Here is a 23,899-nt window from a genome sequence, read left to right as displayed (position 1 = left end):
GCGGCGATGACGCGCATCGTCGCCGGGTTCGCCGGCTCACTGACCCTCGCGGTCCCCCGCTCGGGCACCCGCCCGACGAGCGACCGCGTGCGCGAGGCGATCTTCTCGGCGCTCGAGTCGCGGGACGCACTCGACGACGCCCGCGTGCTCGACCTCTACGCCGGCTCCGGGGCCCTGGGGCTCGAGGCGGCGAGCCGGGGCGCGGCGGCCGTCGTGCTGGTCGAGCGCAACCGGCAGGCCGCATCCGTCTGCCGCCGGAACGCCGACGCGCTGCTGCGCGCCGCGCACGATCGGCGCCCGCCGCGCATCGACGTGGTCACGCGCGCGGTGCGGAGCCACCTCGAGCACGACGGCGCCGGCGGCTACGACCTCGTCTTCTCCGACCCGCCCTACGAGCTCGGCGAGGCCGACCTCGCGGCCGACCTCGAGGCGCTCGTCCCGCTCCTGGCGGCCGACGCGACCGTCGTCGTCGAGCGGAGCGCCCGCAGCCCGGAGCCGCGCTGGCCCGACGGCATCGCGCCGGCCCGGCGCAAGGACTACGGCGAGACCACGGTGTGGTGGGCGGATGCCACGGGCGAGGCCGGACCTCAGCCGGTACCGCCGTCCCAGTCCTCGTAGGGGTCCCAGCCGACCGGCTCGATCGGCCGGCCGTCCACCGACACCCCGTCGCCGTGGGCGACCCGGCCGATCACGTCGAATCCGTCGGGGATCGCGGCACCCGCGGGGAACGTCGCGAGCAGCCCGTGATCCTCCGCGCCGTAGACGACCGGGCCGTCCGCCGCGCCGAGCGCCGCCGAGTCGAAGTCGAGGTTGACCGCGCTCGCCGACGCGATGCGGGCGGCGTCCCGCGCCAACCCGTCGGAGACGTCGAGCATCGCGCTCGCCCCGGCGATCGCGGCCGCGACGCCCGCGGCCACGGGCGGGTGCGGGCGCAGCTGCGCCTCGACCAGGTCGGCGTGGGCCGCGCGCACCGCCTCCGCACGCGCGCGATCGGGCTCCCCCTCGTCGTCGACCGCCTTCGCGAACAGCAGCGCGAGACCGCGTGCCGCGTCGCCGCGCCGTCCCGCATGCGCGATCACGTCCCCGGGCCGCGCCCCGGACCGCAGCACGGGTGCGCGCGCGGCGAGGTCGCCGAACGCGGTGACCGCGATCGTCAGCGTGCGCGAGACCGAGAGGTCTCCGCCGACGACGCCGCACGACGGCGCGAGCGCCGCACACGCCTCGCGCAACCCGTCGGCGATGCCCTCCAGCACGGCGACGTCGGTGCCGGCGGGCGCGGCGAGCGCGACGACGAGCGCCGTGGGCCGTGCGCCCATCGCGGCGACGTCGGAGAGGTTCGTCGCGGCGGCCTTCCAGCCGAGGTCGTCGGGCCGCGACCAGGCCAGCCGGAAGTCGGGTCCGTGCACCATGAGGTCGGTCGTGACCACGAACCGGCCGTCCGGGCTCGCGACGACCGCGGCGTCGTCGCCGGGGCCCACCTCGGCCCCGGGGACCGCGGGGAGCCGGGAGACGATCCGACCCAGCACGGCCGACTCGGCGAGGCTGCCGATGGAGTCGCGGCCGCCCGCGTCGGAGCGGGGCTCGGAGCTGGTGGCCATGCACTCACGGTAGCCTGATCGGTGATGCATCACTCCCCCGCCGGGCCCGCTCGCGCCGCCGTCGCCGTGCTCGTCGCCGCGCCCCTCGCACTCGCGCTCGCCGGCTGCACCCGCACGGTCGCACTGGAGCCCGCCGCCGACGCCATCGAGGTGGGCTGCGCCGACATCGTCGTGCGCCTCCCCGACGAGGTCGCGGGCCAGCCGCAGCGCCCGACCGACGCGCAGGGCACCGGCGCGTGGGGCGACCCCGCGGCCGTGCTGCTGCGCTGCGGCGTCGAGCCGCCCGCGCCGACCACGCTCGAGTGCGTCGACGTGAACGGCGTCGACTGGATCATCGACGACGCCGACGCGCCGAACTACGTCTTCACGACCTACGGCCGGGTGCCGGCCACCGAGGTCATCGTCGACTCCGACCTCGCGTCGGGCACGACCGCGCTCGCGGACCTGGCCCTCGCCGTATCATCCGTGCCCGCGGAGGGCGGATGCGTCGGGGCCGACGAACTGCTCGAGGAGTAGGCGACAGGCCGTCACTCGGTGTAGTCGGGCTCGGGCTCCGCGCCGAACCTGACCCGCCGCCCGGTCACCTCGTCGATCTCGATGCGCACGAAGTTGCGCTTCACGGTCGGGATCCACGGCTTCAGCGGCTCCTGCTCCGCCGCGGCGATCTCGTCCTCGTGCTCGAGGGTGCGCGCGTGGCCCTTCACGACCACGCTCCAGCCCTCGCGCTCGCTGCGGTCGTCGATCTCGAAGGCGACCTTGTGGTTGACGGTCACCCCGAAGAGCTTCGTGCCCTCGGCGGTGCGGATCAGGATGCCGCCGTCGGACGCCGCGTAGTTCACGGGGAAGATCTCGGGCTGATCGCCGATCGACACCGCCAATCGTCCCAGCTCGTTCTCGACCAGGAGCGCCCAGCACTCCTCGCTGCTCAGTTCGACGATCGGTCCAATGTCGGCCATACCTTCATCTTGGCACGCCCGCGCGAGCGCGGTCGAGCCGCTCGCGCGTGTTGGGGACGGGTCAGCGCGGACCCCGCTCGGCACCCGTCTCGACGAGCTCGGTGATGAGCTCGCCGTAGGTCAGGCCGGTGTGCTGCCAGCACGTCGGGAACATCGAGATCGGCGTGAAGCCGGGCATCGTGTTCACCTCGTTGACCACGTATCCCTCGCCGGTGAGGAAGACGTCGACGCGTGCGAGGCCCTCCCCGCCGATGGCCTCGAACGCGCGCAGCGCGACCCGATGCAGCTCGTCGAGCTCGCCGTCGCCGAGGTCGGCCGGGCAGACCAGGTCGATCCCCGGCGCGTCGAGGTACTTCGCCTCGAAGTCGTAGAACTCGCGGCCCGTCACGACGATCTCGCCGGCGACGCTGACGCGCGTCGCCGCACCGCCGCGGCCCTCCAGCACGCCGCACTCGATCTCGCGGCCCTCCATGGCGCCCTCGACCAGCACGCTGCGGTCCTCGGCGAACGCGACCTCGAGCGCGTCGTCGAGCCCCGACCAGTCGGAGACCTTCGTGACGCCCACCGACGAGCCCGCGCGCGCGGGCTTGACGAACACCGGCAGCCCGAGCGCGCGGATGCGGCGCTCCCAGAGGTCGCGGTTCGCGTCGAGCGCGCGTCGCGTGACGGTGACCCACGGCGCGACGGGGATGCCGGCGCCCTCGAGCACGGTCTTCGCGACGTGCTTGTCCATGGCGATCGCCGACGCGAGCACGCCGTTGCCCACGTAGGGCAGGCCCGCGAGCTCGATCAGGCTCTGCACGGTGCCGTCCTCGCCGAATCGCCCATGCAGGATCGGGAATACGACGTCGACGTCGCCGAGCGAGCGGGTGCCCGAGGCATCCGTCACCGTGAGCTCCCGAGAGGCGGTGCTCTCGGGCCAGTGCACGCGGGTGCCGTTGTCGACGACCTCCGGCAGGTGGGCGGGGTCGAGTGCGAACCGCTCCGGATCGTCCGCCTCGAGCACGAACGCGCCCTCGCGGGTGATCCCGACGGGGATCACGTCGTAGCGGTCACGGTCGATCGCCCGGAGCACGCCTCCCGCCGTCGCGCAGCTGATCGAGTGCTCGCTGGAACGTCCTCCGAAGAGCACCGCCACCCTGCGCCTGTCCATGCGTGTTCCTTTCGCCCTTCGGGTCGTCGTCGGGGTCGGTCGTGAGGTGCGGCGCGATGTCCTTCGGCTCGAGCTCGCCCGCCAGCACCTGGCGGACCTGCTCGACGATCGGCATCTCCACGCCGCGCGCGGCGGCGAGTTCGAGCACCGGCCCGACCGAGGCGAGACCCTCGGTGGTCTGCTGCATCTGCTTGACCACGTCGGCGAGCCGATACCCCTGCCCGAGGAGCCTACCGGCCGTATTGTTTCGGGAAAGTGGCGACTGACAGGTGGCGATGAGGTCGCCGAGGCCCGCGAGGCCCGAGAGGGTCTCGGCCTGGGCGCCGGATGCCACGGCGAAGTCGGTCATCTCGACGAGGCCGCGCGTGATGATCGACGCCTTCGTGTTCTCGCCGTAGCCGACGCCGTCGACGATGCCGATCGCCACGGCGATGAGGTTCTTCAGCACGCCGCCGAACTCGGTGCCCACGACGTCGGTGTTGACGAACGAGCGGAAGTAGCGGTTGGTCGCGATGCGGGCGACGGCCTGGGCCGTCTCGAGGCTCTGCGACGAGACGACCGCGGCGGTCGGCTGCTCCTTGGCGATCTCGAGGGCGAGGTTCGGGCCCGAGATGACCGCGATCTGCTCGGGCGGCAGGCGCAGCACGTCGCTGATCACCTCGCTCATGCGCAGGCCGGTCGACTTCTCGACGCCCTTCATGAGCGACACCACCGTGGCCCGGCTGCCGAGGTGGGGCGCCGCGGCGATCAGGTTCTCGCGCAGCGCCTGGCTGGGCACCGAAACGAAGACGTGCTCGGCGCCGGCCAGCGCGAGGTCGAGCCGCGAGGTCGCACGCAGCGAGTGCGGCAGGTCGACGCCCGGCAGGTAGGCCGAGTTGCGGTGCTCGTGCTGGATCTCGGCGGCCAGCTCGGATCGCCTGGCCCAGAGCATGACGTCGGCCCCGCCGTCGGCGAGGATCTTCGCGAAGGTCGTGCCCCAGTTGCCCGCGCCGAGCACGGCGACCCGGGTGCGGTGCCGGAAGCCGCGTCGTTCCCTAGCCATCGAAGCGCCCCGTCTCGGTCTGTCCCTGCTTGGTCGGGTCCCAGCGCTCGAGCGGCGCCGGCTCGTCGCGGAGGCCCGCGAGCAGCTCGGCGATCTCGTCCATGACGACCGCGGTGGCCGCGGCGAGCTTCGCCTGGTCGGGCGTGCCGCCGGCGAACGCCGACAGGTCGATCGGCTTCCCGACCGCCACGTCGATGGTCTTCCGCGGGAACGGATGCAGCTTCTTCCCGTAGCGCGGCATGAGCTCCTGGGTGCCCCAGTGCGCCACCGGGATCAGCGGGATGTCCTGCTCGAGCGCGATGCGCACCGCGCCCGTCTTGCCGCGCATGGGCCAGAGCTCAGGGTCGCGCGTGAGCGAGCCCTCCGGGTAGACGACGACCATGCGTCCCTTGGCGACGAGCTCCTGGGCGGCCCGCAGCGCCGTGTGGCTGCGGGAGCCGGCGCGCTCCACCGGGATCTGGCCCGAGGTGCGCAGGAACCAGCCGACCACGGGCACGCGGAACAGCGACGCCTTCGCGAGGAACCGGGGCAGGCGCCCGAGGTGCCAGGTGGCGACGCCCATCACGACCGGATCGATCTCGCTGTAGTGGTTCGGCGCGAGCACGAACGCGCCCTGGGCCGGGAGCTTCTCGCCGTGGAACCGCAGCCGGATCATGGCCGACATGGGCGGCAGGAGGAGCCCGGCGAGCAGCCAGAAGAACGAGGGCCTGCTGCGCTCCGATCGCTGCTTCGCGCGGGGCGCTGGGGACGACGCTTGCTGTTGCACCGACCCATTATGGCTGACGACGCATGCCGCCCCGGTATCGGGGACCTACGCGAGCAGCGTGAAGTCCGCCCCCAGCTTGCGCAGCTTGCCGATGAAGTCCTCGTACCCGCGGGCGATGATGCCCACGTTGCTGACCGTCGATCGGCCCTCCGCGGTCAGGGCCGCGATGAGGTGGCTGAAGCCGCCGCGCAGGTCGGGCACCTCGATGTCGGCACCATGCAGGTGCGACGGGCCGGAGATGACCGCGGAGTGGCGGAAGTTCCGCTGGCCGAAGCGGCAGCGGAGGCCGCCGAGGCACTCGCGGTGCACCTCGATCGAGGCTCCCATGTCGACCAGCGCGTCGACGAAGCCGAAGCGCTGCTCGTACACGGTCTCGTGCACGATCGACACGCCGTTCGCCTTGGTCAGGGCGACGACGAGCGGCTGCTGCCAGTCGGTCATGAACCCGGGGTGGACGTCGGTCTCGATGATCGCGGGCTTCAGCTCGCCGCCCGGGTGGTAGAACCGGATGCCGTCGTCCTGGATCTCGAAGGCGCCGCCGACCTTGCGGAAGACGTTGAGGAAGGTGAGCATCTCCGACTGGCGGGCGCCGCCGACGACGATGTCGCCCTCGGTCGCGAGCGCGGCGGCGGCCCAGCTGGCGGCCTCGTTGCGGTCGAAGAGCGCGCGATGCGTGTACCCCTCGAGCTTCTCGACGCCCTCGATGCGGATGACCCGGTCGGTGTCGACCGAGATGATGGCGCCCATCTTCTGCAGGATGTTGATGAGGTCCATGATCTCGGGCTCGATCGCGGCGCCCGAGAGCTCGGTGATGCCGTCGGCGCGCACCGCGGTGAGCAGCACCTGCTCGGTCGCGCCCACGCTCGGGTACGGCAGTGCCACCTTCGCGCCGCGCAGCCCCTCGGGCGCCGACATGCGGATGCCGCTCGGGAGCTTCTCCACGAGCGCGCCGAAGTTGCGCAGCACCTCGAGGTGGTAGTCGATCGGCCGGTCGCCGATGCGGCAGCCGCCGAGGTCGGGGATGAACGCCTCGCCGAGGCGGTGCAGCAGCGGCCCGCAGAACAGGATCGGGATGCGGCTGGAGCCGGCGTGCGCGTCGATGTCGGCGAAGTGCGCCGACTCGACCTCGGCCGGGTCGAGCAGCAGCCCGTCGCCGTCCTCGGACTCGCGGACCCGGACCCCGTGCACCTCGAGCAGCCCGCGCACGATGCGCACGTCGGAGATGTCGGGCACGTTCCGGAGGTGGCTGGGCGTGTCGCCCAGGATGGCCGCGACCATCGCCTTGGTGACGAGGTTCTTCGCGCCCTTGAGCTCGATCCGCCCGCGCAGCGGCTTGCCGCCCTCGATCTCGATGCGGTCGCCCGTGAGGCCGACCGCCGATCCGTGCTGCTTTGCGTCGTCCACGAGAGTGTTCACGGTGTTCCTGATCCTGCCGGCTCCCTGGCGGGGAGCGTCTTCGGCTTCCATGCCGGCCGAGTCTCCTCGAACCGGGCGATGGCCCCCTCGTCCCGGAGGGTCAACGAGATGTCGTCGAGCCCCTCGAGGAGACGCCACCGAGTGTAGTCGTCGATGTCGAACGGCACGGTGAGGTCGGCGACGCTCACCGTACGGGCAACGAGGTCGACGGTCACCGGTATTCCCGGCTCGGCCTCGATGGCCTCCCAGATGCGCTCGATGTCCTCGTACGCGACCTGCGCGGCGAGCAGGCCCTGCTTGCCGGAGTTGCCGCGGAAGATGTCGCCGAAGCGCGAGGAGATGACGACCTTGAAGCCGTAGTCGCGCAGCGCCCAGACGGCGTGCTCGCGGCTGGAGCCCGTGCCGAAGTCGGGGCCGGCGACGAGCACGCTGCCCTCCTTGTAGTGCGGGTGGTGCAGCACGAACTCGGGGTCCTTGCGCCACTCGGCGAAGAGCGCGTCGTCGAAGCCGGTCTTGGTGACCCGCTTGAGGTAGACGGCGGGGATGATCTGGTCGGTGTCGACGTTCGAGCGTCGCAGCGGGACGCCCGTGCCGATCACGGTGTCGAACTTCTCCATGGCCTAGGCCCCTTCCTGCTCGAGGTCCCACGGGCTCGACAGCGTGCCGCGCACGGCGGTCGCGGCCGCGACCAGCGGCGAGACCAGGTGGGTGCGGCCGCCCTTGCCCTGGCGGCCCTCGAAGTTGCGGTTCGACGTGGACGCGCAGCGCTCGCCCGGCGCGAGCTGGTCGGGGTTCATGCCCAGGCACATCGAGCAGCCGGCGAAGCGCCACTCGGCGCCGAAGTCGGTGAAGACCTTGTCGAGGCCCTCGGCCTCGGCCTCGAGCCGCACGCGTGCGGAGCCGGGCACGACCATGACGCGCACGCCGTCGGCCTTCTTCCGGCCCTCGATGATCGAGGCGAACGCGCGCAGGTCCTCGATGCGGCTGTTCGTGCACGAGCCCATGAACACGGCGTCGACCGCGATCTCCTTCAGCGGCGTTCCCGCCTCGAGGTCCATGTACTGCAGGGCGCGCTCGGCCGCGGCACGGTCGTGCTGGTCCGCGATGGAGTCGGGGTCGGGCACCCGCTCGCTCAGCGACACGCCCTGGCCCGGGTTCGTGCCCCAGGTGACGAACGGCTCGAGCGCGTCGGCGTCGATGAAGACCTCGGCGTCGAACTCGGCGCCCTCGTCGGTCGGCAGCGTCTTCCAGTACTCGACCGCGGCGTTCCAGTCCTCGCCCTGCGGGGCGTGCGCACGCCCCTCGAGGTAGTCGAACGTGGTCTGGTCGGGCGCGACCATGCCGGCGCGCGCACCGGCCTCGATCGACATGTTGCAGATGGTCATGCGGCCGTCCATCGACAGTGCGCGGATCGCGCTGCCGCGGTACTCGAGCACGTAGCCCTGGCCGCCGCCGGTGCCGATCTTCGCGATCACCGCGAGGATGATGTCCTTCGCCGTGACGCCCGGCCGGAGCGTGCCCTCGACGTTGATCGCCATCGTCTTGAAGGGCTTGAGCGGCAGGGTCTGGGTGGCGAGCACGTGCTCGACCTCGCTCGTGCCGATTCCGAACGCCATCGCGCCGAACGCGCCGTGCGTCGAGGTGTGCGAGTCGCCGCAGACGACGGTGATGCCGGGCATGGTGAGCCCGAGCTGCGGGCCGACGACGTGCACGATGCCCTGTTCGACGTCGCCGAGCGAGTGCAGGCGGATGCCGAACTCCTTCGCGTTCTTCCGCAGGGTCTCGATCTGGGTGCGGCTGGTGAGGTCGGCGATCGGCTTGTCGATGCCGATGGTCGGGGTGTTGTGGTCCTCGGTCGCGATGGTGAGGTCGGGGCGGCGCACCGGGCGGCCGGCCATGCGCAGGCCGTCGAAGGCCTGCGGGCTGGTGACCTCGTGCACGAGGTGCAGGTCGATGTAGATCAGGTCGGGCGAGCCCTCGTCACCCTGGGCGACGAGGTGCGATGCCCAGACCTTCTCGGCGAGGGTGCGCGGGCGCGACTCGGTGGGGGGTGCTGCGGTCATGAATGGTCTTCCTCGATGGGGGTGATCAGCCGACGATGGACTCCGCGACGGGGAAGGCCTAGGACGAGGACCCGTCGCGGCAACGAAGGAGGAGCCGAACGTGCTGCACGACTACAGGCTAGCACCGCGCCCGGGCGCGACCGCCGGGGCGTGTTCACCGGCCGCGACGCGGCTCCAGTCGCGACGGGAGCGGATGCGGTAGCGGCTCAGCAGTCGACGGGACCGGCCGGAGGCCCGCCGCGCGTCGTCGAGGTGGCGATCGGCCTGCGCCCAGAGCGCGCGCACCCGCGCGTCGTCGATGTCGGCACCGGAGAACACGGCGGCGTCGACGTCGGAGGCGATGGGCGACAGCCCGGCGGATGCCACGGGGCGGCCTCGAGCGTCGGTGCGCGGGTCAGCGCCGGCCTGCTCGCGCACCTGCCGCTCGAGGTCGTGCGCGATCTGGCGCCGGGTCGCCCGCCGGCGGACGTCGTAGCCCAGCTCGGCGTAGCCGTCGGCGACCTCGTCCCATGCGCCGGCCGCTCGGCGGTCGCCGAGCGGGTGGCGGCGCCGCCGGCGGCGCCGCAGGGCCTTCAGCAGCGCGACCACGACGAGCGGGCCGAGCAGCAGGAGCAGCGGCACGCCGACGACGCCCGCGACGATCCAGGCCCATGCCGGCACCACGAGCGGGTCCTCGCGCTCCTCGTCCTCGGTGTCGTCGATCTCGACGGTGCTGAGCAGGTCCTCCTCGCGCTCCTCGGCGCGCGGGGGCTGGCGCACCTGCGGCTGCGGCTCCGCTGCGGGCCGGGGCGCCTGCTCCTGCGGCACGTCGGTGTCGTCGGGAGTGGGGAGGAACGGCACCCAGCCGACGCCGTCGAAGGCCACCTCGACCCAGGCGGTGACGTCCGCGCCCGTCACCTCGACGACGGCGCCCTCGGCGCCCCCTTCGGGCGCGAACCCCATCACGACCCGCGCCGGGTAGCCGAGGTGCCGGGCCATGAGGGCCATGGCCGAGGCGTACTGCTCCTCGTCGCCGACCATCTGCGATCTCGTGAACAGGTCGACCATGCGGTCGGCGCCGTGCCCCGCGCGCGAGGCGACCGCGTCGGAGGCGAGCCCGTGGCTGAGGAATCCGTCGGTGCGCAGGCCGGTCTCGATCGCGCGCAGCCGGTCGATGGGCGCGGCCTCGTCGCCCGCGTACTGCTCGGCGCGTGCGACGAGCACGTCGGGCACGGACTCCACGGGCGCGAGCGGCACCGCGGCGACCGGCACGTCGGCGAGCTCCTCGTCCGACGGCAGCACGGGCTCGTGCACCTCGAGCAGGTACCGGTCACCCTCGGCGACGCCTCCGATGAGCACCGCGGTCGCCGACGCCGGGTCGTAGCGGAGGTCGTCGCCGCGATCGGCGATCGCCCCGTCGAGCTCGAGCCGCTCCGGCGCGGCGACCGACGGCAGCCAGACGTCGTCGTACGCCCGGACCTCCACGCGCAGCGCCCGGGTCTCGGCGGCGAACTCGCCGAGCGCCGGCTCGGGCAGCTCGGCGCCGACGAGCGCGAATCCGCCGGCGCCCGCGGTGTCCTCCGGGCCGGCGGCGTTCCAGAGCCGGCCGTCGTACGCGTCGAGCGCGGCGAGGCGCAGGCGCTCGCCCTCGCGCAGCCCCGCGACCGTGAAGAGCGTCGTCTCGGCGAGGTCCTTGGTGTACGCGCGGAAGCCCGCGAGCGGGCTCGGGGCGTCGAGCGGGTCGAACGGCGGCGCGACGAGGTCGCGCACGACGACGCGATCGGGCTGTGCGGGCACGAGCGCCGTCGCGGCGAGGGCCCCGGCGGTGACGGCGCCCGCCACGAGCACGGCGGCCCCGCCCATGCGCGAACGCGCGAGCATGCGCGTGCCCGCGGCATCCGCCGCCGGGTCCGTCGCCGCGGGATCGCGCCGCCGCCACCCCAGCCAGGCCAGCGCGAGCGCCGCGAAGAGCACGCCGCGCAGCGGACCCAGGAACGACTCGCCGGTGCCGAGCAGCACGGCAGCGAGCAGGAGCAGCACCGGGCCGACGAGGAGCACGGCGCGGCGGGCCGCCGTGCCGCGCCCGGGCAGCCATCGGGTCGCGAGCAGGGCGGTCGCGAGCCCGACGAGCCAGCCGGCGAAGTACGGCACGACCGTGAGGTACGCGGGCGCCTCCACCGGTGCCCGCAGGGTCAGCACGTCGGCCCAGCCCCACACCGCGCCGAGCACGAGCCCCGCGAGCGTCTCGGGGGTCGGGAGCACCGACCACAGCGCGCGATCGGGCATCGCGAGGGCGCTGCCGAGCACCAGGTACGCCAGCACGCCCGCGAGCACGGCCGGCAGCAGCGAGAGCCGGAGCCGGGTCGCGAGCACGCCCGCGCCCGCTCCCACGACGAGCCCGCCGAGCCCGGCCAGCAGGTATCCCGCGCCGCCGAACGCGGTCGCGAACCCGACCACGCCGAGGGCGGCGAGCACGAGCGGCACGACCACGTCGGCCGCCGTCGCGGCGGTGGGACGACGCCCGGCGGTCATCCGCGCACGCTCCGCACGATCGGGGGCAGCTCGTCGAGCCGACCCACGGTCGCGACCGGCAACCCCGCCGATCGGATGCCCGGTCGCGCACCGTGCTCGGCACGGAACGCGAGCACGCGCGTGTCGGCCCCGAAGAGCCGCTGGACGCCGCGGAACTCCGCGACCGGCAGCATCGAGCCCGCGACCAGCAGCACGACGCTCGGCGCCGCGAGCCGCGAGGTCTGCGCGCGGGCGAGTTCGCGGAGGCTCGGGTGCACCCCCGCGACGGGCTCGATGCGCGCGCAGTCGTCGAGCAGCGCCGTCGGGGTCGCGGTGCGCAGGCGCAGCGCGTCGGTGACGGCGTGCATGGTCGTGCCGTCCTGCAGCACCTGCACGGCGAGCGAGGCCGTGATCGACACGGCGAGCTCGAACTCGTCGTCGGACGCGTAGTGCGCGGCATCCGTCGACTGCACGATCACGAGCTCGCTGCGGCGCGTCTCCTCGAACTGCCGCACCATGAGCGTGCCCGTGCGCGCGGTCGTGCGCCAGTGCACGTTGCGCAGCGGGTCGCCGGGCTCGTACGCGCGCAGCGCGTGGAACGAGATGTCGTTGTCGGTCACGACGGGCGTGACCTCGCCCTCGAGGTCGCGAACGAGCCCCGCCGCCGACGGCTGGAGCCGCGCGGTCACCGGGTGCACGAACAGCTCGATGACCTCCGTCCAGCGCACGGTGCGGCGCAGCAGCCCGAGCTGGTCGCCGCGCACCGAGAGTGCGGGCCCGGCCGGGATGACCGCGCGCCGTGCGGTCGGCACGGCGAAGAGCTCCTCCCGCCCGCCGCCGGGATCGAGGGACGGCACGCGGAACTCGGCCACGCCCGCGCCCACGGGCAGCTCCATGCGCGTGGGCGCCGACCGGCGCGGGGCGGCGTTCGTCACCAGCATCCGCCCCATCGCCCGCTCCCCCGCGACCACGCGGGCGGGCTCCAGCCCGATCTCGACGCGGTACTGCGCGCGACCGAACAGGGTGAGGCACGCGAGCACGACGGCCGCCAGGAGCGTGGCGCCGAGGAAGAGGAACTCGATCCAGCCGAGGACGCCGGCGAGCACGAGGGCGCCCGCCGCCGACGCGAGCGCGATCCGGCCGAAGGGCGTGACGACGCCGGTCACGGGCGCGATCGCGCCGCCCATGCGCACCAAGCCCGCGCCGGCGATGCGGGACGCGTTGGCGACGCCGTTGCGGAGGCCACGGGCGGCGCTCGTCCAGCCCGAGTCGCGACGCGTCGGCGGGCCCGGTTCGACGGTCGTCATGCCGCGCGGTACGCGGGCGGGTCGATCTCCGCGACGCAGCCGCCGACCACCTGCGCGGCCGTCACGCCGCGGAACGCCGACTCGGGGTCGACGATGACGCGGTGCGCGAGCACGGGCTCGGCGAGCTCGCGCACGTCGTCGGGCGTGGCGTAGGTGCGGCCCTGCGAGATCGCCCACGTCTTGACGGCGCGCGCGAGCGCCAGCGCGCCGCGCATCGAGACGCCGAGGGTCGTGTCGGGGTGCTCCCGGGTCGCGGCCACGATGCGGTTGAGGTAGTCGAGCACCGACGGGTCGACGTGCACGTCGGCCGCGAGCTGCGCCATCGCGGTGATCGACTCGGCCGCGATGATCGGCGCGACGCCCGCCGAGCGCGAGCGGTTCGACGAGTCGACGAGCAGCGCGAGCGCGGTGTCGTGGTCGGGGTAGCCGAGCGAGGTCTTGACGAGGAAGCGATCGAGCTGCGCCTCGGGCAGGGTGTACGTGCCCGCCTGCTCGACCGGGTTCTGGGTCGCGATCACCATGAACGGGCTGCCCACGTCGTGCGCGACGCCGTCGACCGTGACCCGGCCCTCCTCCATGACTTCGAGCAGCGCCGACTGGGTCTTCGGGCTCGCGCGGTTGATCTCGTCGGCGAGCACGACCGAGGCGAAGATCGGCCCGCGGTGGAACTCGAACGCCCCCTGGTGCTGGTCGTAGATGGTGACGCCCGTGACGTCGGACGGCAGCAGGTCGGGGGTGAACTGGATGCGCGAGTTCGAGCCGTCGAGCGTGTTCGCCAGCGCCTTGGCGAGCTGCGTCTTGCCGGTGCCCGGCACGTCCTCGAGCAGCACGTGCCCCTCGGTGAGCATGGCGGTCACGACGAGGCGGATCACGTCGCGCTTGCCGAGGATCGCGCGATCGACGTTGCCGACGAGCCGGGTGAAGGCGTCGTGGAACCAGTCGGCCTGTTCCTGCGTGACGGTCATGGTGTCTCCTCGGGTGGTGTCGTCACGGCGTGCCGCCGCGGATGGGGAGCGAGTCCCAGTTCGTGATGGCGTCCGACCAGTAGACGGCGCCGTTGCTCGTGCGGGTGAATCGCACCTGGATGCGGTCGTCGTTGCGGATGCCGAGGCTGTTCCAGATCACGATCGACCCGTCGGTGCCCATCGAGTAGGTGTTCTCGGTGAGGCCGCCGTTGCTGCCGTTGATGAACGTCGTGATGCGGTACGAGCCGGCCGGGAAGTCGTGGTAGTCGATGCCCACGTAGCGGCAGCCCGAGCAGGCGACCGTCGAGAGGCCGCCCTTGAAGATCGTGCCGCCCGGCTCCGGCGGCGGCGGGGCCGTCGGGGTGTCGCGGTTGGACGCCGCCCACGGGCCGCATCCGCGTGCGTTACAGGCCCGCACCTCGTAGCGGTAGCGGGTGCCGTTGCTGCCGGTGATGGCGTCGCTGCGGCTCGTCGTCGTGCCGGATGCGCTCGACCCCTCGGTGAAGCGCCAGCGGTACTCGGTGACCGCGCGTCCGCCGTCGTCGGCGGGCGCGGTCCACGACATGTTGAGGCGCGCGTTGCCGGTCTGCGACGCGTTGAGGGTCACGTTCCGCGGCGCGGTCGGCACGCCGTACGGCACGATCGCGGAGCTCTTCGGCGATGCGGCCGAGGTGCCGATGGCGTTCGTCGCGGTCACCCAGAACTGCACCGACGAGCCGTTGGACAGCCCGCCGATGGTCTGGTCGGTGCCCGCCGCACCGGCGCCGAAGCTGCGCGAGCCGCCACCGGTCCAGTGCACGGTGTAGCCGGTGATCGGCGAGTTGTTCGTCGCGGGCGCCTGCCACCGCACGGTCGCGCTGCCGTCGCCGGGCGACGTCGCCGGTGTCGCCGGGGCGTCGGGCGCGTCGCGCACGACGACCGTGAGCCGGCCCTGGGTCTCGCGGGCCGGGTCGCGCGTGGCGTCCTGGATGCGGTAGACGACGCTGAGCGTGCCCGTGAACGCCGCGCCCGTGGTCACGCTCACGTCCTGACCGGTGAAGGCGACGGAGGCGTTGCTGCCCACGCTGGCCTGGTCGATCCGCGCGTCGACGATGCGGAGCGCCTCGGGGGCGAACGGGTCGAAGTCGTTCGCGAGCACGTCGACGCGCTGCACCTGCGCGCGGGTCATCTCGACCTGGTCGTCGACCGCCTCGGGCGTCGGGCGCGACGAGGACACGACCTGCACCTCGATCGAGCCGGGCACGGTGAACTCGTCGAACCCGAGCGTGAACGACAGCGTCGCGGAGGTGCCCGGCTGCACGCCGAGCGGCGCGGTGAGGGTCAGGATGCTGCCCTCGAGCGCCGGCACGATCTCGGCCGTGCCGCCCGACAGTCCGCCGTAGGCCAGGCGCGCGAGCACGTCGGGGTTCGGATGGCCGCTCGAGTCGCGCAGGTCGACCTGCACGGGCTCCTCCCCCGCCTCGAGCTGCACGGTGCGCGGCGTGAAGGTCGGCGGCACGTCGGTGAAGTCGGCGGAGCCGACCGTGACCGGGATGGTCAGGAAGGCGGTGCGCTCGGCCTGCTCGGCCGTGCCCGCGGCATCCGTCACCTGGAACGTGACCGACGCCTGCCCGCGGTAGTCGGTCGCCGGTGCGAACGCGAGGGTCGCCGCGTCCGCGAGCACCGGGCTGCCGTCGGCGTTGGTGGCACTCGCCGAGAGCACCTCGATCGGACGGCCGCTCGGCACGACCACGACGTCGGCGAGGCTCCACGAGACGGAGCCGTTCATGCGCACGAACTGCTCGCCGATCTCGGCGAGGTACGGCAGCGGGAACTGCTCCTCGTCGGGCTCGTCGTCCGCGGCGAGCGCGTCGGGGTCGGGCACGGGCGGCACGATCACGAACGCCATCGCCGAGAGGTCGTCGACGTCGTTCGTGAGCCGGTAGGCGACGGCCTGGCGCTCGGTCGACGGGGTGACCACGATCGCGCCGTTCGGCAGCACCGTGCCGCTGCCGGCGTTGGGCCCCTCGAGCGTCACGACGAGGTCCTCGACCAGCCCGCCGGGGTTCTGCGCGTCGTCGAGCGGATGCACCGTGACGGTGTCGACGCCCAGCACGTCCTCGGGCTCGATCACCTGGTCCTCGGCGGAGGGCGGGTCGATGCGGGCGTCCTCGGTGACCTTCACCTGCACGTACGCCGCGTCCGCGCCGCCGTGGCCGTTCGTGATCTCGTAGCGCAGCGAGAAGCCGCCCTCGCGCTCGGGCGCGGTCACGACGACGCGGTTCGCGCGCACCTCGGCCTCGAGCGCCAGGTCGACGTTCGCGAGCTGCTCGTCGACGCGGATCGGGTAGCCGCTCGGGTCGGAGTCGTTGCCGAGCACGTCGATCGAGCCCGTGCGGCCGGGGCGCAGCTCGACCACGTCGTCGACCGCGTTCGGCGGCGGCGTGACCTCGGGCCGCGGGATCACGCCGATGCGCACGGTGCCCGTCGCGACCTCGCCCGACGTGTCGACGACCTCGTACTCGAACGCGTCGGTGCCGGTCGAACCCGCGAACGCCTCGTACGTGAACCCCGTGCTGATCGACTCGACCACGCGGCCGAGCGACGGCGGCGAGGTCACCCCGCGCAGCAGCACCGAGTCGCCGTCGGGGTCGATGCCGTCGAGCGGCACCTCGACCTCCACGGTCGACCCGGCGAACGTGCGGGCCGTGATCGGCGCGGGCAGCGGTGCCGCGTCGTCGCCCGCGGGCGTCACCACGAAGGTCACCGACGCCGTCGCGGTCTCGTCGAACCCGTCGGCGATCGTGTACGACACCCGGTGAGTGCCCGGCTCGTCGGGCGCCTGGAAGCGCACGGTGTCGCCCGTCACGAACGCGAGGCCTGCCTCCGGCGACTCGGCCAGGTCGGGCAGCACGTGGAAGGGCGCGGAGTCGGGGTGCACGTCGTTCGCGGTGACCGCGACCGTCGCGATGTCGCCCGCCCGCACGGTGGCGGTGTCGGGCACGGCGATCGGCGGCTGGTGCTTCACGAGCGGTGGCACGGGCACGACGGCGACGGATGCCTCGGCGGTGGCGGACCCGTCGGAGACCGTGTAGCCGAACTGGAGCGGCTCGGTCAGCGCCGCGGAGGCCGTGATGCGGGCGACGGCGTTGCCGAGCAGCTCGACCGTCACGAGGTCGTCGATCTCACCGAGCTCGACCGACTGCACGGCGAGCACGCGCCCGTTCGGCGAGGCGTCGTTCGCGAGCAGCGGCACGCTCGTGGGCTCACCCGCGCGCAGGTACGCCGTGTCGGTGACCGCGATGGGCGGCAGCGCCTGCTCGGGCGCCTCGAGCACATCGACGCGGATCAGCCCGACGCTCACCGCGTCGCCCGCCGCGAGGTCGTAGGTGAAGAGGTGGCTGCCGACCTCGTTCGCCGAGAAGGCGACGGTGCCGAGCTCGGTGTTCGCCGTGGCATCCGCCCCCTCGACCTCGGCCACCCCGAGCAGCACGAGCGGTGCGCCCGACGGGCTCAGGTCGTTGGCGAGCGGCTCGAGCAGCACCCGCTCGCCCGCGAAGACCTGCGCGTGGTCGGGCGTGCCGACGGGGTTCAGGCTCCCCGTGGGCCGCACGTCGACGGTGAGGGTGCCGGTCGCGGTCGCCGCGCCGTCGGAGACGACGTACTGCACCTCCTTGAGCCCGATCTCGCCGGTGCGGTGCTCGAACGTCACGTACCCGTCCGGCCCGAAGCGCACCGAGTCGCCGCTCGTCGGCGATGCGTTCACGAGGTACAGGTCGTCGCCGTCGGGGTCGTTCCAGTCGGCCAGCACGTGGTACGAGATCGACCGGCCCTGCTCGACGCTCACGGCCGCCTCGCGGTGCGGCACCGGCGGCAGGTTCTCGCCGGTCGGACGCACGGTCACGTCGACCTGCGCCTCCGCGACGCCGAGCCGCCCGTCGTCGACCGTGTACCGGAACGACACGGTGCCGGATGCCCCCGGGGCGGGCGTGAACTGCAGCGCGCGCGAACCGTCGATGTGCTCGAGCCGCCCGGCCGATTCGGGGATCTCGCTCGTACCCGCGATCGTGAGCACGTCGCCATCGGGATCGGTGTCGTTCTCGAGCACCTCGAGGATCGTCGCGCGGCCGGGACGCACGCCCAGCTCGTCGTCGCGTGCGTTGGGCGGGCGGTTCACGTCGGTGCGGTCGGCGAGGGTGTCCTCGAACGACTGCGTCGAGCTCGTCTCGTCGCCCTCCTCGTCGTCGTACTCGACCGGCGGCGTGACCTCCTCCCAGTTGTCGACGAGGCGCAGGTCGGAGTCGACCAGCCAGGCGTCGCCGTTCGAGAGGTTGTTGAGGGCGATCACGTCGCGATTGCGCCGGAACTCGAGCGCGGATCCCGCCGTGGGCTGCGCGATGCGGTACCGATCGGCGCGGCCGTCGCACGCGAGGAGGTACGCCTGCGCGACGGCCCACGCGCCGTGCGCGCACCCGTCGAGGCGGACCGGGGCGGATGCCTCGGCCGGCGTGGTCGCCGGCACGTCGAGCCCCGCGTCGACGCTCGTCGCGTCGCCCCCGTCGAGCGGCACCTCGACGAGGCCGGTGCCGGTCGCGAGCAGCACCGCGTCGTGCTCGTCGCCCGGCTGCTGGATGCGCAGCGCGACCTCGTCGAGGGCGTGCGGCTCGCCGTCGACCACGATGGCGTTCGCCTCGCGGTCGAGCACGACCGGCACGTCGCCGACCGCCGAGAGCTCGTGGTCGCCGATCGCGGGCAGCGGGCTCGTCGTCGCGATCGTCTCGCCCTGCGCCACGCGCGCCAGCACGCGCTGGTCCGGCGACGTGGCGAACGTCACGCCCGAGCGGGAGACGACGAGGCGGGACCCCTCGCCGAGGCCCGCCACCGGCTCGGCGTCGACCGTCGAGAGGGCGAGCTCGCCCGCGGCATCCGTCACCCAGAGCTCCCCCGCCGGCGACAGCACCGCCAGCGTGTGCCCGCCGAACGCGACCTGCGAGCCCGGCGGCACGTCGACGCGCTGGACGAGCGTCGTGAACGCCGGGTCGACCCGCTCGACCGAGCCGACCGACGCGTCGTGCAGGAAGACGTCCTCGCCGTCCTGCAGCACGTCGAACGCGTTCGAGGCCGCGTTCACCGCTCCGTCGAGTTCCTCGATCTGGCGGTTCAGCCGGCCCGCGAGGAGCTGCTCGCCGTTGGTGACCCAGACCGCGCGCGCCGTCAGGTCGACATCGGCGACGGGGAATCCGCGGTGCAGCACGGCCGCGCCGAGCGTGCCGCTGGCGAGCACCGAGAGGATCACCGTCGAGGCCGCGCCGCGTCGCGCACGGAGCCAGGAGGTGATCGTCATCCGCGTGCCCTCGATCCTCTCCCCGGACGGGTCATCGCGTGTCGCCGTTCACCCGCGCCGGACCCGTGCGGCTCCGGCGCCGTGAGGCAACCTAACACGACTCCGGAGTCCGCTCCGATGGGCATCAGTCCCCATCCACAGGCGCGGGCCCGTCGGCCTCCCGATCGAGCAGTGGAAGGTCCTCCCGGCTCACCAGGCGCGTCGCGACGGCGTACTCCACGAGCCGGGCCCGCCGGTTCACGGCGAGCCTGCCGCGGCCCCCGCGAAGCCCCGAGACGCCGATGCGGTCGAGCTTGTCGCAGACGTTGTCGAGCTTGCGGTTGAACGTGGTCATGCTCCAGCCGAGTCGCGTCGCGGCGTCGGCCGACGACGGCACCTCGCCCCGGCCCGGCAGCGACTGCGTGAGCACGCCCTCGGACAGCGCGACGATGAGCTGTCGCTGGCTCGTCGTGAGCGTGACCGGCAGCACGGTCGTGCCGCCGACCTCCGACTGCGCCGACACCGAGGTGCGGAAGAAGTCGCCGCCCGCGTGGATCGTGAAGTCGTACGTCGTCGACCCCGCGCTGAACATCACGTGCAGGGTCTCGAAGACGACCGGGATGCGGGCGCCGGGCGCGAGCCAGGCCTGCACGGCCCCCGTGGCATCCGTCACCGTCGCCGTGAGCAGGTGGCCGACGTTGGCGAGCCACCACAGCCCGAACTCCTCCGACAGGGTGAGGAAGGTGCGATGCAGGTACGGGTTCTCGTCGACGACCAGGTCGCCCTCGCGGCCGATGCGGAACTCGGCGCCCGGCTCGACGGCGTATCGCTCGCCGCAGAACTCCAGCTCGAGCGGCCTCACGGGGTGCATCCCCGGGTCGGCTCGGACAGCCTGCCGCCGCGCTGCACCTGCACGTCGATGCAGACGGTCGCGCCCGCCGGGGCGTCGACCGCGACCGCGTCCTGCCCGGCCTCGAGCAGCGCGGGCGAGCCGCTGCCGTCGGCGGGCTCCCAGCGGAACCGGTCGCCGTCGACCGGGTCGGGATTCACGAGGGTGAAGGTGGCGGTGCCGTCGGTCGTGGTGGCGCGCACCTCGGGGGCGGGCACGGCCGTGCCCGCGACCGCGCTGGCGGGTTCGTCGGCGTCGGCTCCGGCGGTGTCGAGGGTGCCCGGCCCGCCCCCGAGCAGCACCGCGGCCGCGACGGCGACCCCGACGACGACGACGGATGCGACGGCGATCCAGGCGCCCGCGCGCGAGGTGCGGGCGGCTGGCGCGTGCCCGCGCTCAGGGAGCTCGTCGGTCGTGCGGTCGTGCGCCTCCGTGCCGGCGCGCACCGGGCCGCGCAGCACCGTGCCCTCGTCGACGACGTTGACCGCGCCGGGTGCGCGGTCGCGCTCGGCGGCGTCGAACCGGCGCGTCTGCGCCGGGATCGACGGCACGTCGCGCAGGCGGGTGGCGGCCTCCTCCGCGGGCGCGGTCGATCGTGCGACGGGCACGGCGCCGATCGGCGCAGCGGCGGACGACGCGGGCTGCGGCTGGGCCGTCACCGGGGTCACCGAGCGGACGCGGGTGGCCTCCTCGTCCGGTCCGTCGGCATCCGCCGCGGATCGCCCCGCGGGCAAGGGCACGTCGAGCGGGGTCGGGGCATACCCGAGCTCGAGCTCCACGCGCTGCAGCGCTCGGGCGAACTCGACCACGCCCCGGTACCGCTGCGAGCGCCTCGAGGCCATGCCCTTCGCGAGCACCGCGGCGAGCGAGGCCGGCACGTCGTCGCGCTCGATCGGCGTGATCGCGCCGCGCTCGATGCGCCCGATCAGGTCGAGCGTGCCGTTCGGCCGCCCGACGATCTCGAACGGGGTACGGCCCGCGAGCAGGGTGTGCACCGTCGCGGCGAGCGAGAAGACGTCGCTGCGGGCGTCGGGGCGCGGGTCGTCCTCGAACATCTCCGGCGGCGACCAGGGCACCGACATCCCCACCGCCGACCGCGACCCCGACGTGCCGTCGCCGCCGGCGGGCAGGCTCGTGACGGTGTGCACCGGCAGGTCGTCGTCGAGGGCCGAGGCGATGCCGAAGTCGGTGAGGGCGGGCCAGCCGTAGTCGTTGGTGAGCACGTTCGCCGGCTTGATGTCGCGGTGCAGGATGCCCGCCGCGTGAGCGGTCGCGACGGCGCCGGCGATGCGGATGCCCGTGCGCAGCGCATCGTCGACGGCGAACCGCTCGCGCTTGTACCGCTCCGCGAGGCTCGGGCCGGCGCAGTACTCCATGACGAAGTACGGCCGCCCGTCGGGCGCCACGCCGGCGTGGTGGATCGCGACGATGTACGGGTGCGCCGACAGCTGCGCCATGACGTTCGCCTCGGCGACGAACGCCTGGCGCACCTCGCCGTCGAGCGAGTCGGTGAGCAGCACCTTCACGGCGACCTGGCGCCGGGGCAGCTCCTGCTCGTAGAGGAAGACGTCGGCGAACCCGCCCGAGCCGAGCACGCGGGTGAAGGTGAGGCCGGGCAGTTCGGGAGCGGCCGAGGGTGCGCGCCTCACGAGCGCTCGACGACGGTGAGCTCGTGCCCGCCGCCCAGGTCGATGCGCGTGCCGGCGATCACCGGCGTCGGCTCGCCGCCGCGGAGCCGCTGGGCCTGCCTGCCCGGGAGCGTGACGACGGTGCCGTTGCGCGAGTCGAGGTCGGTGACGACGACCGTGCCGCCCTCGACGGCGACGCGGAAGTGGCTGCGCGAGATGTCGGGGTCGCCGCGGCCGACCGGCACCGCGCGCGGCGTGCGGGCACCGGCGAAGCGGCCGACGGCGGGTGCGCGCCCGACGAGCAGGTCGGGGTCGATCGGCTCGACCGCGCCGTCCGGCAGGCGGAGGGCGAACGCCGCGACCGGCGGGGCGTCGGCCACGGCGGAACCCGTGTCCCCGGGCCCGGCCGCGGCGGCGCGGCGGGCGGCGCGGAGGTCGTCGCCGAGCACGGTCAGGCCGTCGTGGTCGGTGTCGGGCGCGGCGGCCGCGGGTCCGGACACCGGCACTGCGACGGGCCGTGGCACCGAGCCGGTCGCGGTGCGCTGCGGACGATCGCCGCTCACGAACGGCGGCACCTCGATGGTGCCGCCCACCGGGGGCTGCGCGGATCCGGCTCGGCCGGCCCGTGCGGCTCCCGCGTGCGGGAGCCCGGCGGGCATCCCGATCGGGGCCGGCACCGGACGCGCGCTCGCGGCCACCGGTTCGGCGCTGGGCGCCCCGCGCTCGGGGCGTGCGGCCGTGGCGCCGTCGACGGCGCCGTCGGGTGACGCCACGTCGGGCTCGGGCTCGGGCTCGGGCACGACGGTGCGCTCGGGCACGACGGTGCGCTCGGGAATGGCGGTCTGCTCGGACACCGGCTCGTCTGGCCCGGGGGCGGGGGCGGGCTCCGCCGCATCCGCCGCCTGAGCCCCTGCCGTCCGGGCGACGCCCATCTGCGCCGCGCGCACCTCGGACGCCCCGTGGTCGGCCGGAGCGGACCACGTGAGGGCGCGCGCCGGCACGACTCCGGCCAGGATCGGCAGTCCGTCGGCAGTCGCATCCGCCGCCGTGCCGTCGAGCGCGACGCGCACCGCGGTGCCGCCGGGCACGACCAGCTCGGCCCAGGTCGAGACCCCGGTGCCGTCGCACGCGACCTCCCCGCCCGGGGCGTCGACCAGCGCCCGGACGCCCCGTGCGATCACCCGGAGCCCGGCGGAGTCCCCTGCGGGCTCCGCCACGGCGAGCACGAAGGGCGGGGTCGCCGCGAGCCCGCCCGTGGTGAGCGCCTCGAGGAACCCGGACGCCGAGGCCTCGCGTCCGAAGGCCGTGACCAGCACGGACCGGGCGCCGACGCCCTGCACCGCGAAGACGTGACGCTCGCCGACGTCGGCGAGCCAATCGCCCGCGTCAGGCAGGTAGCGATGCACGCCGGTCCTCCTCGCGCGGCCTCGTGTCCTCGAACCGCGAGATGTCGATGGCCGAGGTGTCCACGCGATCGCGGGTCGCCTCGGGGTCGTCCTCCTCGCCCTCGGCGTGGGACTCCACGACGAGCACGGTGATGTTGTCGCTGCCGCCGTGCGCGAGGGCCGCGTCGACGAGCCGCTGGGCGACCTCGTGCGGGCCGGGTGCCGTCGCGAGCACGTCCGCCATCTCCGCGTCCGGGACCTCCTTGCTGAGCCCGTCGCTGCAGATCAGGTACGACTGCCGGCCCGCGACCGGGATCAGCCAGGCGTCGATCTCGACGCTCTCGTCGGCTCCGATCGCGCGCGTGATCACGTTGCGATCGGGGTGCGCCTCGGCCTCCTCGGCCGGGAGCAGCCCCGAGTCGATCAGCTCCTGCACCGCGGAGTGATCGACCGTGACCTGCTCGAGCGTGCGGCCGTTCCAGCTGTACACCCGGGAGTCGCCGACGTTGAACGCCATCCAGTTCACGCCCGAGGCACCGCCCGCGTCGACCAGCGCGACGCCCGAGACGGTCGTGCCGGCCATCGCGACCCCTTCGTCGCCGGGCGTGAGCGCGCGCACGGCGCGGTTCGCCGTCGCGATCGCGTCGAGGATCCGCTCCGGCGTCGACGTCTCATCCGAGGCGATGTGGGCCGTGAAGGTCTCGACCACCGTGCGGCTCGCCGCGTCGCCGCGCGCGTGGCCCCCCATGCCGTCGGCCACGAGGAACACGGGCGGGCGGGCGAACAGGTCGTCCTCGTTCACGCGACGCACGGCGCCCACGTGCGTCATCGCCCCGTACCGCACGCGCACGGGACCGTGCGCCGTCGCCAGCTCGCGCTCGCCGTTCACCGCCACGTCGACTCCGGGTTCGAATCCTGTCGCGCCCAGGGTCCGGCGCG

General features: G+C 73.9%; 18 protein-coding genes. 2 read left to right on the top strand and 16 right to left on the bottom strand.

Annotated elements, in window-relative coordinates; all coding sequences use genetic code 11:
• Window positions 1-6: 6 nt before the first annotated feature.
• Window positions 7-618, top strand: coding sequence for a 16S rRNA (guanine(966)-N(2))-methyltransferase RsmD (gene rsmD / locus QMG39_RS14410; protein ID WP_281886176.1), 612 nt, complete (start codon window positions 7-9; stop codon window positions 616-618).
• Here the strand turns inward: rsmD and thiL are convergent.
• Window positions 588-1,598 carry a thiamine-phosphate kinase gene (gene thiL / locus QMG39_RS14405; protein WP_281886174.1) on the bottom strand — a complete coding sequence of 337 codons (1,011 nt, stop codon included), beginning with the start codon at window positions 1,596-1,598 and terminating at the stop codon, window positions 588-590. The genes rsmD and thiL overlap by 31 nt on opposite strands.
• Before the next feature lie 24 nt (window positions 1,599-1,622).
• Between thiL and QMG39_RS14400 the strand changes: the two genes are divergently transcribed.
• Window positions 1,623-2,114: a DUF3515 family protein gene (locus tag QMG39_RS14400; protein WP_281886172.1), complete on the top strand. Its 492-nt coding sequence runs from the start codon at window positions 1,623-1,625 to the stop codon at window positions 2,112-2,114.
• A gap of 11 nt (window positions 2,115-2,125) precedes the next feature.
• Here QMG39_RS14400 and QMG39_RS14395 read toward each other — a convergent pair whose 3' ends face one another.
• From QMG39_RS14395 to QMG39_RS14325, 15 genes are all read right to left on the bottom strand, one after another.
• On the bottom strand, window positions 2,126-2,554 hold the full coding sequence (locus QMG39_RS14395; protein ID WP_281886170.1) for a pyridoxamine 5'-phosphate oxidase family protein: 429 nt from the start codon (window positions 2,552-2,554) through the stop codon (window positions 2,126-2,128).
• Window positions 2,555-2,615: 61 nt separating this feature from the next.
• On the bottom strand, window positions 2,616-3,707 hold the full coding sequence (locus QMG39_RS14390) for a D-alanine--D-alanine ligase family protein (RefSeq protein ID WP_281886168.1): 1,092 nt from the start codon (window positions 3,705-3,707) through the stop codon (window positions 2,616-2,618).
• On the bottom strand, window positions 3,607-4,749 hold the full coding sequence (locus QMG39_RS14385; RefSeq protein WP_281886166.1) for an NAD(P)H-dependent glycerol-3-phosphate dehydrogenase: 1,143 nt from the start codon (window positions 4,747-4,749) through the stop codon (window positions 3,607-3,609). Before QMG39_RS14385 ends, QMG39_RS14390 begins: the two co-directional genes overlap by 101 nt.
• Window positions 4,742-5,515 (bottom strand): lysophospholipid acyltransferase family protein, encoded by a 774-nt coding sequence (locus tag QMG39_RS14380; protein ID WP_281886164.1) that lies wholly within the window; start codon window positions 5,513-5,515, stop codon window positions 4,742-4,744. The genes QMG39_RS14385 and QMG39_RS14380 overlap by 8 nt, the downstream gene beginning before the upstream one ends.
• A 45-nt stretch (window positions 5,516-5,560) precedes the next feature.
• A complete protein-coding gene (murA, locus tag QMG39_RS14375; protein ID WP_281886162.1) occupies window positions 5,561-6,931 on the bottom strand; it encodes a UDP-N-acetylglucosamine 1-carboxyvinyltransferase in 1,371 nt (456 codons plus the stop codon).
• Window positions 6,928-7,548, bottom strand: coding sequence for a 3-isopropylmalate dehydratase small subunit (gene leuD, locus QMG39_RS14370; protein WP_281886160.1), 621 nt, complete (start codon window positions 7,546-7,548; stop codon window positions 6,928-6,930). The genes murA and leuD overlap by 4 nt, the downstream gene beginning before the upstream one ends.
• Before the next feature lie 3 nt (window positions 7,549-7,551).
• Window positions 7,552-8,994, bottom strand: a complete 1,443-nt coding sequence (gene leuC / locus QMG39_RS14365; protein ID WP_281886158.1) for a 3-isopropylmalate dehydratase large subunit — start codon at window positions 8,992-8,994, stop codon at window positions 7,552-7,554.
• Window positions 8,995-9,105: 111 nt separating this feature from the next.
• Entirely contained in the window at window positions 9,106-11,505 is a 2,400-nt protein-coding gene (locus QMG39_RS14360; protein ID WP_281886156.1) for a transglutaminase-like domain-containing protein, read from the bottom strand.
• A complete protein-coding gene (locus QMG39_RS14355; protein ID WP_281886154.1) occupies window positions 11,502-12,791 on the bottom strand; it encodes a DUF58 domain-containing protein in 1,290 nt (429 codons plus the stop codon). The genes QMG39_RS14360 and QMG39_RS14355 overlap by 4 nt, the downstream gene beginning before the upstream one ends.
• The gene (locus QMG39_RS14350; protein ID WP_281886152.1) at window positions 12,788-13,756 is read right to left on the bottom strand and encodes an AAA family ATPase; all 969 of its coding nucleotides are present in this window, start codon (window positions 13,754-13,756) and stop codon (window positions 12,788-12,790) included. The genes QMG39_RS14355 and QMG39_RS14350 overlap by 4 nt, the downstream gene beginning before the upstream one ends.
• Window positions 13,757-13,778: 22 nt before the next feature.
• Window positions 13,779-19,079: an Ig-like domain-containing protein gene (locus QMG39_RS14345; RefSeq protein ID WP_281886150.1), complete on the bottom strand. Its 5,301-nt coding sequence runs from the start codon at window positions 19,077-19,079 to the stop codon at window positions 13,779-13,781.
• Window positions 19,080-19,203: 124 nt separating this feature from the next.
• Window positions 19,204-19,929, bottom strand: coding sequence for a hypothetical protein (locus tag QMG39_RS14340; RefSeq protein WP_281886148.1), 726 nt, complete (start codon window positions 19,927-19,929; stop codon window positions 19,204-19,206).
• Window positions 19,917-21,596, bottom strand: a complete 1,680-nt coding sequence (locus QMG39_RS14335) for a serine/threonine-protein kinase (RefSeq protein WP_281886146.1) — start codon at window positions 21,594-21,596, stop codon at window positions 19,917-19,919. The genes QMG39_RS14340 and QMG39_RS14335 overlap by 13 nt, the downstream gene beginning before the upstream one ends.
• Window positions 21,593-22,981, bottom strand: a complete 1,389-nt coding sequence (locus tag QMG39_RS14330; protein WP_281886144.1) for an FHA domain-containing protein — start codon at window positions 22,979-22,981, stop codon at window positions 21,593-21,595. Before QMG39_RS14330 ends, QMG39_RS14335 begins: the two co-directional genes overlap by 4 nt.
• Window positions 22,962-23,855 carry a PP2C family protein-serine/threonine phosphatase gene (locus QMG39_RS14325; RefSeq protein WP_281886142.1) on the bottom strand — a complete coding sequence of 298 codons (894 nt, stop codon included), beginning with the start codon at window positions 23,853-23,855 and terminating at the stop codon, window positions 22,962-22,964. The genes QMG39_RS14330 and QMG39_RS14325 overlap by 20 nt, the downstream gene beginning before the upstream one ends.
• Between the last annotated feature and the right edge of the window lie 44 nt (window positions 23,856-23,899).

This window comes from Agromyces rhizosphaerae (assembly GCF_027925245.1).
GTDB lineage: Bacteria > Actinomycetota > Actinomycetes > Actinomycetales > Microbacteriaceae > Agromyces > Agromyces rhizosphaerae.
Note: the sequence above shows the minus strand (reverse complement) of the source record. Positions and strands in the feature narration are given on the sequence as shown.